The sequence below is a fragment of the Oceanobacillus sojae genome (genome assembly GCF_007991515.1).
In the GTDB taxonomy this organism is placed as follows: domain Bacteria; phylum Bacillota; class Bacilli; order Bacillales; family Amphibacillaceae; genus Oceanobacillus; species Oceanobacillus sojae.
Window position 1 is genome coordinate 1 of sequence record NZ_BJYM01000023.1, and the last position, 11,877, is coordinate 11,877.

Below are 11,877 nucleotides of genomic sequence, written 5' to 3' on the forward strand. Positions count from 1 at the left end.
TTAAAAGCAAACATGATAATAGAGACCATGTACATCCTGGAACAGCAAGGTATAGATGTTTATTCTTAGGTGCGAAAGTTGAATAATAATATAGAGACAGGCATCATCACTTGTTATGAGAATGGTGCCGGATAGGAGGATATATGGCTAAACGGACAATTGCGATTCACTTAAACCTGGAGGATAAGTATGTAAAAGAAATTCAGAAGGTTGCTCCAGATTGGGATATTCATACTGGAAAAGAGCTTTCAGATGATATCCTCAAAAAAGCAGAAGTTCTTGTTAACTGGCAAAAGGACAAAGAGAGCACGTATCTGAAAAATAATCAGCTGAAATGGGTACAGTCCTGGAGTGCAGGTGTAGATTCCTTAAATCTGAATAAAATTGAAGGGAAAGGGATAAAGCTGACAAGTGCAAACGGGGTCCACAGCTATCCAATATCTGAAACAATTTTTGCTTATATCCTTGGATTTACAAGACTGATTCATACCTATGTCAGACAGCAGCAGGAGAAGGTTTGGCATCATGCAAAGCTTCGCGGTGAAATACATAATAAGACGATTGCAGTGCTTGGTGTCGGAAAAATAGGGCAAGAAACAGCTAAAATAGCAAAAGCTTTTGGAATGAAGGTGCTTGGCGTTCGTCATTCAGGAAAAGCAGCGGAATACGTTGATGAAATGTATCAGCCCCATCAATTAGACAGTGTGCTTCCACAAAGTGATTATGTTGTTGTTACTTTACCATTGACAGAGGATACACATCATCTGATCGGTGAGGAACAATTTAAACAGATGAAAAAAAATGTTTTCTTTGTCAATATAGGACGCGGTCCGATTGTTGACGAAAAGGCATTGATTGCAGCACTGCAGAATAACGAAATTGCCGGTGCAGGAATGGACGTATTTGAAAATGAACCATTAGATCATACCAGTCCGCTCTGGGATATGGAGAATGTTATATTGACTCCACATACAGCAGGAGCAACGGAATTTTATAATCAGCGTGTCATTGAAGATATATTTATTCCAAATTTAAAAAGCTACTTAAATGGGGAAGCACCAGCGATTAATCTATACCAGCATGAACGTGGATATTAATTGTTAGTTTAAAAATAGAATTTAGATGAAAGTAAGGATGCAGGAAATGAAAAAGATACTGATTTTGCTCGCATTGCTGTTTATGTTAACAGGGTGTGAGCTGCTTGATTTTTTAGAAGACAGTGAGCCGGCAGAAGGGAGAGAATTTGTAACCATTGAGCGTGTTGTTGATGGCGATACGGTGATTGTGCATTTGGAAGATGGAACAAGAGAAAGGGTTCGTCTGCTCTTAATTGATACGCCAGAAAGTGTGAAGCCTGATACAGAAGTGCAGCCATTTGGTGAAGAAGCAAGTGATTTTGCGAAAGAGCTGATGCCTGAAGGCGAAATTGTCGAAATGGAGAGAGGGAATCCGGACCGGGATGATTATGACCGGATGCTTGCCTATATCTGGGTGGATGATGAAAATGTTAATCAGATATTAGTTAAAGAAGGCTATGCAAGGGTGGCTTTTATTTATGAGCCGAATACGAAGTACTTGGAAGAACTAGAGGAAGCACAGGAAAAAGCAAAGGAAAACGAAGAAAATATCTGGTCAATCCCCGGCTATGCGGAAAGCAGATTTCATGAATATTAAGCGGGAACAGAAAAAGTAAAAGTTTTTGTAAATAACAGAGGGACTTAACTGAAAATCAAATAATTTATTACAATGGAAAATCTGAACATATTTGACTTCTTGTAAAGAGACGTTGAATGATGGTTTAGACTTTCCTTTTTTAGTCTGGACACGAGCAGATACTTGTAGTTGAAACGAGGCAGGATTTATCTAATTATTGCATGTTGGTTACAATTAAGTTAAGTAACAATATATAAGGTTTCATTTATAAATTGGGTGGTATTGGTATAATGTAACAAATTTTAGAGGAGGACTCTATCTATGAAGAAGAAATGGTTTGCTGTTGTGCCGTTAATAGCCTTGAGTGTAGCACCGCTCCAATTTCAATCAGTAGAAGCCTCAAGCGGAGAGGTAGTTCAGGCGGAGGAGCACCCTGAAGTTTCAGAAGAATTAAAGCCTTTATTAGATATTGCTCCAGAGCATCAACCTACCCTGGAAAACGCTGATTCTGGATTAGAAGTTCAATTAGTACAGGAAAAACTAAATCATTTCGGTTTGAAGGTTGAAGCCGATGGTATATTTGGTCCCGAGACGGAAAAACAGGTGAGACAATTTCAAACAGATCATGATTTAATAGCTGATGGAATTGTAGGAGAAAAAACCTGGACAGAGTTATTGTTTGAAGAACGTAAAGGCCAGTTCACAGTAGATGATGCTATCAGCCTTGCTGAAAATAAGATGGAGAACGAAGATCTTATATTTAGCAGTGACGGTGTATTATATGAAGAAGACGGGAAAACATTCTACTCGTTGAAAGCTTCCAGCCAATCATTAATAGATAACGGTGGAACCGGAACAGTAGGGTATTATCATGTTTATAGTAACGGTGATGTTGTCGAATCTGAACCTCCAAAATAATAAACTCAACTTTTGCGCATTAAAAAATAACTTGCTTATCATTGAGACATGTGTTGACCGTTCCTTCCACCTATCTCTTGACAAAGCATAAACTCTAGCTAGAAAAAAAGTAATGTGTGAGGCTACTACTGCGGCGGACCGTTTTGCTTTCCTAGGGGCGTGCTCTTCAGCTAACTTTTCAAGTTAGCTGAAGCCATCCCCATGGAAAGCATAGTGGTTGGTCGGAGCGGCGCTATACACAATCTGCATTTCAATAAAAAGGTGACAAAATGCAAGCAGGATAATGAGGAACATGCCTAATCCTGGTATAATAAGGTATAGATGTTTATTCTCAGGTGCGAAAGTTGAGTAATAAAGAAGTTCGGTTAAATTTTTCGTGAAATGAATAAGAATACAAATAAAAAAGATTTTTGCAGCCATATTATGGTTACGAAAATCTTTTTTTATTTCAGTGTATGCAGACTTAGTTATTTAACCACGTATCCCGGTCCGTCCCGTATAACAGCCATGGAGAACCCAATTCAAATGGGTGGTTTTCAGGCAGGTGGTTTATAATGGAAGCCGGAATATCAATCCATATATGGACTTCTTCATCAGGGCATTGGTTTTGTAAATCTTTTTGTGCCGCAGCAATAGTTTCCCATAGGCCTCGTCGATCAAATAAATCCTTATATGGATATACTGCGTGAAGATAAATCTCTTTTTTAATATCCTTTTTTGTAATTAAAGGGGGAAGTCCTTCCTCTTGAAAAAAACGCCAGCTTTTAATTTGATCATTTTGAAAAAGCTCCGGTAAGCTTGGAAAAGGGTAGTAGCATTCAAGCGGAAAGAACGTTTTCTTTGCAATGTGATATGTATTGAGTAATTTATTTTTCAATTCTTTCTGCGTTACTTCTTGCCAGCCGGGTTCTTTATCCATCAATACATCAAGTCTCTTTGCTGTGCATCCATAAAATGCTGTCTGCTTTTCCAAATGAATATGGTTCAGCACCTTTTGTGCGGGAATATTATCGGCTTGTGTATTTGCACCTAGCCATTTCAGCTCCTTTGTTTGAAATGCCTGGTCAAGTACATATTTTGTTAACTGCTTTGAATAGCCATGCCCCCGGTAGCGGATATCACTTCTTAATCTTCCAAGCATGGCAAGTCCAGGCCCAAATATAGTGTAGCCGGCAGTACTTACTAACTGATTATTAATAAAATATCCAAAAAGTACATGGTTTCCAGTACATAATCTATCGAAAATACGTATAATATAATCATCAGCTATGCCTGTATGCATGCTCTCCATAAAATTTTTGTCTGATGGTAATAATTGTCGGATTACAGCATTCATCAAATCACCTCAAAGTTTATTATAGGAAGAGGTTTATAGTTTCGTCCAGCAATTCAATCTGAGAAAAAGAGTTTAATTTCTCAATATTTAAAACGCTTACAAAAATAATATCTTGAGACAAGAAACCTGAAAGAGTATAATGAAAGATAATGTTGTGATTTAGGAGGGCTAAAATGGCTACAATTCATAAAGGAGAAACTAAATTTTATGTTGGGGAGGACATCCGGGATCCAGAAGCAGAAATCACTTTTGTTCAATCAGGGTCGAATCGTCTAGTTATTGATCATACGTATGTGGCAAAGGAACTCCGAAGCCAAGGAATTGCTCAACAGTTACTGAAGCATGTTGTTCAATATGCAAGAGAAAATGATAAATATATTATCCCTTTATGCCCGTTTGCAAAAAATCAAATGCAGAAAAATGAAGCGTATCATGACGTCCTTCAAAAACAATTTATTTAAATGTATCTGACAATTAAAGAGACAGCGGCATATTTATCTATAGATGAATCTATTGTACGGACGTATGTGTTACAGGGGAAAATCCGTACAATTTATGATGGGGAGAACTATTTAATCAACAGAAACCAATTTACAACATACTTCGAGCAGGTTGAGAAATACAGAAAATTAGTACAAGCGTACTTAGACGAACCAATTCCAGAAGATATTGATGTGAAGGATGAAGATTAATTTTGATCCACAAGGCTGAATATACAGATGATTCTCTGAAATAATAAGAAAATCGATACAGCAAAACATTAAAGGAGTTTTTAAATGAAAAACAAAAAACGTCCCCGATCGAAAAAGCCCGCCCCGTATTTGACTTATGAGGTTACGGAATCGAAGGAATTATTTCCTTTTTTAAGAGAGGTTTTAGAAAATCGCAGCCGTAATTCAGTAAAGTCTATTTTAACCAGAGGGCAGGTTTCTGTGAATGATCGTATACAAACTCAGCATAACTACATGCTGGAAAAGGGACAGGTTGTTAAAATATTAAAGAATAAAGAAGCTGTAAAACAAGAAGTCTTTATTGGAATGTCCATTATTTATGAGGATGAAGATATTATTGTCATTGATAAGGAAGCTGGACTTCTCTCAATTGCAACAAAGGAAGAAAGACGCCAAACTGCCTTTCATCAGTTAATGGATTACGTGAAGCAGGAAAATCCGATGAATCGCATCTTTGTTGTCCATCGTTTGGATAAGGAAACTTCTGGAGTCATGGTTTTTGCAAAAAGTGAGAAGGTAAAGCGTAAACTTCAAGATAATTGGAAAGATATTGTTAAAGAAAGAACATATGTCGTTTTAGTTGAAGGAAAGGTTTCAAAGGAAAAGGGTTATATTGTTTCCTGGTTAAAAGAAAGCTCGACACATAAGATGTACTCCAGCCGAGTAAAAAATGACGGTCTGCGTGCAGCGACACGTTATCGGGTCATTCAATCGAACCAGCAATTTTCTTTACTGGAGGTAGAACTGGAAACGGGAAGAAAGAATCAAATCCGTGTTCATATGCAGGAGCTTGGCCATCCGGTTGTTGGTGATAAGCAATATGGGGGCGGACATCGTCGTGTACTTGGCCGGTTAGGGCTGCATGCAAAAGCATTAGCGCTTTACCATCCAAGAACAGATAAATTGATGTTTTTCCGTTCCGATGTTCCAACATCTTTTTACCATAAATCTAAATAATAAATAAAGCCATTATCCTTTTGAAATATCAGGATGATGGCTTTTTACGTGCCTGGAGAGGATAAAACAAGAAAATCTGTTATTAAATTGGTGCTTTTTCTAATTTTCTTCCTCCGCGTCCAATTGTTGTTTCTGCCTGCTGTAAAGAGTTGTAAATGGCTTCTTCAATTACTTCTGCCGCAGCCCGGAAAAATTGATTCATGATTGGATGATCATCTCGAATCATGGTGATAGAGCTTGTTATCTCGTTAGAATGATGATCGATTTTAGCAGCTGTTGAGAAGGCTATGGCAATATCACCGCTGCCATTATCTATCGTGCTTCCCGTTCTTCCAAGACCAATGGAGCAACGCTTTGCCAGCCGCTTTAACTGACGATCAGAAAAAGGAGCATCTGTTGCAAGGATCATCATAATTGAGCCATCTGGCGTATCCGGGTTTTCTTTAGAATCACTGGCAAACAGAGCTTGTTCACGTCTGCCGAAGTTACTGACAACGAGTGCGCCCAATGTAAAATTTTCTTCTTCAGCAGCAATTATTCTCGAGGAAGTACCAATACCACCTTTATACCCCAGACATTGCATACCAGTTCCTGCGCCGACAGCACCTTCAGCAACTCTTTCATTTGTTGCGTCTTCAATGGCGGCGATAGCATGCTCTGGTTTTATCGCCTGAAGCCGGATGCTGTTTAAATAACCATCATTACATTCTCCAACTACTACATTAATCGTTCCTGTAGTATCGCCGATTTCCTCCGTTTCATTCAGCATATAAGTTAATGTACCCTGCATGACAGCTCCCACACTTAATGTATTTGTCAGCATAATCGGTGATTCAAGAACACCGAGCTCATCAATCTGTACTAAACCTGCTGTTTTACCAAACCCATTAATAACACTGTTTGCAGCAATTACCTTTTTTCGAAATAAATTTTCTGTATGGGGCAAAATAGCTGTGACCCCTGTACAAATGGTTTCTTTATCGTTTAAATGCTCATACAGTGTAATATGACCGACCTGCACACCACTAACATCTGTAATACAGTTCTTTTCTCCTTTTGGTAAAGTCATACGCTTCAAAACCCTTCATTTTTGATTAAATTATAACAAATCATTGTTCACTTGTATGGAATAAGACATCTTGGAAAAATTAACAATGGGGTGATGATATGAGGGGAAGAATAATAAGAATTTTGTTTTTTAGCGTACTTTGCTTTGTTTTAACAATAAATTCTGTAAGTGCCAATGATGATGTTAAGGAAGGTTTAGAAATCGGCGATAGGGCTCCGGATTTTAAATTGAATACACTGGAAGGAGAAACATTGCAGCTGTCTGACTTCCGTGGCGAGCGGGTAATGATTAATTTTTGGGCAACCTGGTGTCCTCCCTGCCGTCAGGAAATGCCGGATATGGAGCGGTTTTACCAAGAGCATAATCCGGTTATTTTTTCTGTGAATGTAACTGATGAAGAGTTAAATACGCAATTGGTGAAAGATTTTATGCAGGAATTAAAACTGACATTCCCCGTTTTATTAGATAAAGAAGGCGAAGTCAGTAATTTGTATCGCATTCAGGCAATTCCGATGACGTATATGATTGATGCGGAAGGTATCATTCAATTTAAATCTTTTGGGGCGTTAAGCTATAAGCAGATGGTGAAGCAGTTTGAGCAGATGAATAAAACAGATTAGCCTTTGAAAAGTATAAGAACAAGCATGTAGCAAAACAACAAAGTTATTACATGCTTGTTTTCCTATGTGTAGAATTCAAATCTAAGTTGTATTAATATCTATATGTCATTGCCATATAGTATTTTTTGCGATATAGTAGAATCGAAGAGGTGAAAGGGATGGAAACAGATAAATGGCAGCTGCAGTTTAAAAAAGGCGTCATTGAGTTAATGATTATGCTGCTTATTAAAGAGAAGGCTTACTATGGTTATGAACTGACAGCAGCTTTAAAAGATACAACCTATTTGGGGCTGTCTGATGGAGCTATCTATCCTATTTTAAAAAGACTTGAAAAAAACGGATGGACCTATTCTTATTGGGATACGCCGGAAGATGGTCCGCGAAGGAAGTATTATCAGTTAACGGAAAAAGGTGCAACTGCTTTGGAAAAACGTTTAGAGGTATTTATGTATTCAGCGGATATGATTCAATCTATAAAAGGCGGTGATTAATTTGGATGCATTAATCAATAAGTATTTAGGTGAATTATCGAAATATTTGAGTGTCTTACCAAAAAGAGAACGGGAAAACATTGTGATAGAGATTGAATTACATTTAAATGAGAAAGTCAACGAATTAAAAGAGGAAGGTTACAATGATCAGCAGGCAGTAAATAAAGTGCTAACTGAATTTAAAACTCCCAAATCATTGTCTCTGGAAATGATGGAAGAATATGATGATAAAGAAATAAAAAAGAAACCTACATTTTTCTATTTCTTTTCTGTATTTTGCTTAGCGGGATTTTCACAATTGGCCATACCTATTTTAAGAAGGGAATTAGATCTAGCTTTTATATCATTTGGATTAATTTTAATTACATGCGGAATTATCTCCATGTTCTTAAAGAATAAATGGAGGATAATAGAAATAGATTTATTGAGAATTTTTCCAAAGATCATATTATCTGTACCTTTTCCTATTTCAATACTTTTCTTTTGGATTGCAGTAAAGCAACAAAACTCGCTTGTTTTAACATGGATATATTATGTAGTAGCTTACTGGCTTTTGCTCTTGATTTACGGGCTTCTTTCAAAGAAAACATCTCAAAAAGCTGAGAAGACTTTTTATGAATTTTAGTAAGTGAAGATAAGAGGTTCTTATTAATCATACACGTCGTTAAATGAAGTACTTTTCAAATAAGAATAATGAATAAAAATAGAAAAATGCCTGCGTATGCTATAAACTATACGTTAGGCGTTTTTAATTTTGTTCGAAAAGATAATCTATATTTAGATATTAGCCCTGATAGAGCTTTTATTCAATTTATATAAATAATTTCTTTACATAAAATATTTTAAATTGGGGGAGGGTGTTAAAATGAAATTATTATTAGGACAATTTGTTATTATTTTCATTGTATGGATTGGTTTGCTTACTTTTTTTCAGGATATGAGCAATGCAAGTCAGCTTATCTTCTACTTAGTTACTTCATGGCTTCTATTACTAATCGTTTTAATAATAAAAACATGGATTCGAGAGAAGAAAAAGTCGAATCAACAATAATCCATCTTTTATAAGGAAGTGATGCGTTATGCTACGTATTGAAAATATCAGCAAGTCCTACGGAGATAAAAGTCTTTTCACAAATATAAATACAACTATCGGTGAATTTGAACGAATCGGCTTAATCGGTGTCAATGGAACTGGGAAGTCGAGCTTTTTAAAAGTAATTGCGGGAATAGATGAACCGGACCAGGGAGAAATTAAACACGCGAAGGATTATCAGATTGAATATATTGCACAGGAAACAGTGCTTTACGAAGATTTGACGGTTATTGAACAAATTTACTATGGAGAATCGGAACAGATGAAGCTGATGCGTGCTTATGAGCAGGCTATGTTAAATCTGGAAAAGGCCCCTGAAAAAGAAGCATTTCAACAGCAGTTATTACAGCTGCAGCAAAAGATGGATCAGGAAGAAGCATGGGAAGCTAATGCGAATGCGAAAACTATTTTAACAAAGCTTGGGATTACTGCATTTGATAAAAAGGTTCATGAGCTTTCCGGCGGTCAGCGAAAAAGAGTTGCCATCGCCAAAGCACTGATTCAGCCTGCTGATCTGCTTATATTAGATGAGCCGACAAACCATTTGGATCACGAAACGGTAGAGTGGCTGGAGAGATATTTACAGAGCTATCGCGGTTCTATTTTATTAGTAACGCATGATCGCTATTTCCTGAATCGTGTAACGAACCGTATTTTTGAACTGGATAAAGGAAATCTGTATGTCTATGAAGGAAATTATGAGTTGTTTTTAGAAAAGAAAGCAGAAAGAGAAGCACAGGAAATAAGTGATGAACAAAGGCATCGTAATACATTAAAGCGTGAGCTCGCCTGGCTGAGAAGGGGAGCAAAGGCAAGATCAACGAAGCAGCGTGCGCGTGTAGAGCGGGCAGAAGAGATGAAAGAAAAGAAATTTGATACAAAAAAAGAGAATCTTGCTATCCAGGCTGGATCGAAAAGACTGGGGAACGATGTTATCGAGCTGGAAGATATCTCAAAAACCTATGATCAAGAGACGCTTATCAACCATTTTTCATATCAAATTATCCCTGGTGATAGAATTGGGATTATCGGTCCTAATGGCACCGGGAAAACGACTTTACTCAATATAATGGCAGAACGAATCTTACCAGATGAGGGAAATGTAAAGCTTGGTGAGACTGTTCAAATCGGCTATTATACACAGGATGATGAGGACTTGGACGGGAATTTACGTATTATTGAGTATATTAAAGAAGTAGCAGAGGTAATGCACACTGCAGATGGACAGGTTATTACAGCTGAACAGCTCCTGGAGCAATTTTTATTCCCGAGAGCACAGCAATGGTCCTATATCCGTACATTATCAGGCGGGGAAAAACGAAGACTTTATTTACTCAAAGTATTGATGCATGAACCGAATGTCTTGTTCTTAGATGAACCGACAAATGATTTAGACACACAAACACTGGCTGTCTTAGAAGAATATTTAGAAACATTTCCGGGTGTCGTTGTAACTGTATCCCATGATCGTTATTTCTTAGATCGAATTGTTGAAAAGTTATTTGTGTTTAGAGGTGCAGGAGAGGTTTCGGTTTACTATGGTAATTACAGCGAATTTCTGGAAACCAACTCCATCCCAAAACAAATGAAAACTTCTGCTTTGAAAGAAACAAAAACTGAAGCTGCAGTTAAAACAAAAAAGAAACTATCTTACATGGAACAGCGCGAATGGGAAACAATAGAGGATGAAATTACACAGATGGAAACACGTCTCAGTGAAATTGAACAGGAAATTGCTGAAGCGGGAAGTGATATAGAAAAGGTGCAGCCTTTATTTACAGAACAGCAGGAAGTTGAACAGAAATTAGAAGAAAAAATGGAACGCTGGGAAGAACTATCACTGTTAAAAGAGAGTTTTGAATCAGGTACTGAATAAAAATTGCAGTGTAATATAATGGACTTGTATTATCTTACAATAAATAGGTGCAGTCGAGAACAATGCAGTATAACAAATTTGCAGTGTCAGATATAAAATCCGGGTAGCATTCGCATGTTTGCCATGTTATACTTACGTTTGAAATCACCAGATAAGTAAAGGAAGCCTAGTGTAAAGAGGCATATCGCTTCATACGCTGGAGAAAAGACTTCTTTCTTCGTGAAAAATAAACAATGCCAATCCCTGCTCCTCAATTTAAACAGTCTACAGCTTCTCCAAATGGAAAAGAAAGCTTTTAATATGTTTCATTTTTACGAGTATAAGGGAATACAGAGAAGAAGAGTGTACCTTATTTTGGAATTGATTAATCAAGGAGGTTATTTAATGAAGCTTTTTCAAGTAAGAAAAGGGCAATTTGTATTTTATGAAAATGAATTGCATAAGGTTTATTCTGTAAAACCAATGTTCAAAAAATCTGTTCACATGTATCGGCTGAAAGATATGAAACAGGTATTAACAACAGCAAGAGAAATTAATTTTTATCGCCCTAAGCATAATGATACGTTTATTTTTTATGGGAAGCGATATACGATTGATCAATATGCAAAACCAAAAGCCGGTGATTATATTTTAATTGTGAAGCCTACTCCTGACTTCCTGGATCATTATTCATTGAATGAGATTGAGAAAGTAGAACGGGTAGAAGATGGAAATGTAATTACGACCCGTGATAATGGTGTAAAGCATAGTGAATATGTTGTGATGGTTCCAGGAAAATCGGAAGCAAGCCAGGAAATTGCTTATTTCGATAAGACCCTTGTTCCAGAAGAAAAACAGCTTCAGGACGAGTCTATTTCTTACTTAGCAGAAAATGATGATACGTTGAAGCCGGCTGTTGGTGACATTTATTTAGATGTTCATAACAATACCCGCGCTATGATTGTAGCGATGTCCAGTGATGAGATTGTATTTGGACATGGTGTTCGTGTACATGTTGCTGAACTGTTAGATGAAACAAGGTATGAGCTTGTTTATCAATTTGAAGACCATTAAGCCATTTAGCTCTAAGCTGAACGGTGCTATCTTTTAAAACGATTATTTCGTATAAAAATCCGGCTGAATTTTACCCAGCC

14 protein-coding genes are annotated in these 11,877 nt (G+C 37.1%); 12 read left to right on the forward strand and 2 right to left on the reverse strand.

The features are described from left to right. The first annotated feature begins 143 nt into the window (after positions 1-143). The 3 genes from OSO01_RS20525 to OSO01_RS20535 all read left to right on the forward strand — a co-directional run bounded on the left by OSO01_RS20525 (position 144) and on the right by OSO01_RS20535 (position 2,571). On the forward strand, positions 144-1,097 hold the full coding sequence (locus OSO01_RS20525) for a D-2-hydroxyacid dehydrogenase (RefSeq protein ID WP_147212341.1): 954 nt from the start codon (positions 144-146) through the stop codon (positions 1,095-1,097). A gap of 46 nt (positions 1,098-1,143) precedes the next feature. Further along, positions 1,144-1,674, forward strand: a complete 531-nt coding sequence (locus OSO01_RS20530; protein WP_246145262.1) for a thermonuclease family protein — start codon at positions 1,144-1,146, stop codon at positions 1,672-1,674. A gap of 300 nt (positions 1,675-1,974) precedes the next feature. Further along, positions 1,975-2,571, forward strand: coding sequence for a peptidoglycan-binding domain-containing protein (locus OSO01_RS20535; protein WP_147212342.1), 597 nt, complete (start codon positions 1,975-1,977; stop codon positions 2,569-2,571). A 463-nt stretch (positions 2,572-3,034) separates the two neighbouring features. Here OSO01_RS20535 and OSO01_RS20540 read toward each other — a convergent pair whose 3' ends face one another. Further along, entirely contained in the window at positions 3,035-3,907 is an 873-nt protein-coding gene (locus OSO01_RS20540) for a GNAT family N-acetyltransferase (protein WP_147212343.1), read from the reverse strand. Positions 3,908-4,080: 173 nt separating this feature from the next. Here OSO01_RS20540 and OSO01_RS20545 point away from each other — a divergent pair, with 173 nt between their 5' ends. The 3 genes from OSO01_RS20545 to OSO01_RS20555 all read left to right on the forward strand — a co-directional run bounded on the left by OSO01_RS20545 (position 4,081) and on the right by OSO01_RS20555 (position 5,595). After that, complete coding sequence (locus tag OSO01_RS20545; protein WP_147212344.1) at positions 4,081-4,368, forward strand: GNAT family N-acetyltransferase; 288 nt, start codon at positions 4,081-4,083, stop codon at positions 4,366-4,368. Continuing rightward, positions 4,369-4,599 (forward strand): excisionase family DNA-binding protein, encoded by a 231-nt coding sequence (locus tag OSO01_RS20550; RefSeq protein ID WP_147212345.1) that lies wholly within the window; start codon positions 4,369-4,371, stop codon positions 4,597-4,599. It begins immediately after the preceding gene. A gap of 84 nt (positions 4,600-4,683) precedes the next feature. Beyond that, entirely contained in the window at positions 4,684-5,595 is a 912-nt protein-coding gene (locus OSO01_RS20555; protein ID WP_147212346.1) for an RluA family pseudouridine synthase, read from the forward strand. 82 nt (positions 5,596-5,677) lie between these two features. On the opposite strand, the gene OSO01_RS20560 is transcribed toward OSO01_RS20555, so the two are convergent. Then, on the reverse strand, positions 5,678-6,664 hold the full coding sequence (locus OSO01_RS20560) for a P1 family peptidase (protein WP_147212347.1): 987 nt from the start codon (positions 6,662-6,664) through the stop codon (positions 5,678-5,680). A 98-nt stretch (positions 6,665-6,762) separates the two neighbouring features. Between OSO01_RS20560 and OSO01_RS20565 the strand changes: the two genes are divergently transcribed. The 6 genes from OSO01_RS20565 (at position 6,763) to OSO01_RS20590 (ending at position 11,797) form a co-directional block, all read left to right on the forward strand. Then, on the forward strand, positions 6,763-7,284 hold the full coding sequence (locus OSO01_RS20565) for a TlpA family protein disulfide reductase (RefSeq protein ID WP_147212348.1): 522 nt from the start codon (positions 6,763-6,765) through the stop codon (positions 7,282-7,284). Positions 7,285-7,442: 158 nt separating this feature from the next. After that, positions 7,443-7,775, forward strand: a complete 333-nt coding sequence (locus OSO01_RS20570; RefSeq protein WP_147212349.1) for a PadR family transcriptional regulator — start codon at positions 7,443-7,445, stop codon at positions 7,773-7,775. A 1-nt stretch (position 7,776) separates the two neighbouring features. Beyond that, entirely contained in the window at positions 7,777-8,400 is a 624-nt protein-coding gene (locus OSO01_RS20575; RefSeq protein WP_147212350.1) for an HAAS signaling domain-containing protein, read from the forward strand. 240 nt (positions 8,401-8,640) lie between these two features. Then, the gene (locus OSO01_RS20580) at positions 8,641-8,826 is read left to right on the forward strand and encodes a hypothetical protein (protein WP_147212351.1); all 186 of its coding nucleotides are present in this window, start codon (positions 8,641-8,643) and stop codon (positions 8,824-8,826) included. A gap of 28 nt (positions 8,827-8,854) precedes the next feature. Further along, on the forward strand, positions 8,855-10,744 hold the full coding sequence (locus tag OSO01_RS20585) for an ABC-F family ATP-binding cassette domain-containing protein (RefSeq protein WP_147212352.1): 1,890 nt from the start codon (positions 8,855-8,857) through the stop codon (positions 10,742-10,744). A 384-nt stretch (positions 10,745-11,128) separates the two neighbouring features. Next, positions 11,129-11,797, forward strand: coding sequence for a hypothetical protein (locus OSO01_RS20590; protein WP_147212353.1), 669 nt, complete (start codon positions 11,129-11,131; stop codon positions 11,795-11,797). Positions 11,798-11,877: the final 80 nt, after the last annotated feature.

Bases quoted from the DNA above. Each gene is read 5' to 3' on its own strand.
- OSO01_RS20525 (WP_147212341.1), top strand. From the start codon at position 144: ATGGCTAAACGGACAATTGCGATTCACTTAAACCTGGAGGATAAGTAT.
- OSO01_RS20530 (WP_246145262.1), top strand. From the start codon at position 1,144: ATGAAAAAGATACTGATTTTGCTCGCATTGCTGTTTATGTTAACAGGG.
- OSO01_RS20535 (WP_147212342.1), top strand. From the start codon at position 1,975: ATGAAGAAGAAATGGTTTGCTGTTGTGCCGTTAATAGCCTTGAGTGTA.
- OSO01_RS20540 (WP_147212343.1), bottom strand. From the start codon at position 3,907: ATGAATGCTGTAATCCGACAATTATTACCATCAGACAAAAATTTTATG.
- OSO01_RS20545 (WP_147212344.1), top strand. From the start codon at position 4,081: ATGGCTACAATTCATAAAGGAGAAACTAAATTTTATGTTGGGGAGGAC.
- OSO01_RS20550 (WP_147212345.1), top strand. From the start codon at position 4,369: ATGTATCTGACAATTAAAGAGACAGCGGCATATTTATCTATAGATGAA.
- OSO01_RS20555 (WP_147212346.1), top strand. From the start codon at position 4,684: ATGAAAAACAAAAAACGTCCCCGATCGAAAAAGCCCGCCCCGTATTTG.
- OSO01_RS20560 (WP_147212347.1), bottom strand. From the start codon at position 6,664: ATGACTTTACCAAAAGGAGAAAAGAACTGTATTACAGATGTTAGTGGT.
- OSO01_RS20565 (WP_147212348.1), top strand. From the start codon at position 6,763: ATGAGGGGAAGAATAATAAGAATTTTGTTTTTTAGCGTACTTTGCTTT.
- OSO01_RS20570 (WP_147212349.1), top strand. From the start codon at position 7,443: ATGGAAACAGATAAATGGCAGCTGCAGTTTAAAAAAGGCGTCATTGAG.
- OSO01_RS20580 (WP_147212351.1), top strand. From the start codon at position 8,641: ATGAAATTATTATTAGGACAATTTGTTATTATTTTCATTGTATGGATT.
- OSO01_RS20585 (WP_147212352.1), top strand. From the start codon at position 8,855: ATGCTACGTATTGAAAATATCAGCAAGTCCTACGGAGATAAAAGTCTT.
- OSO01_RS20590 (WP_147212353.1), top strand. From the start codon at position 11,129: ATGAAGCTTTTTCAAGTAAGAAAAGGGCAATTTGTATTTTATGAAAAT.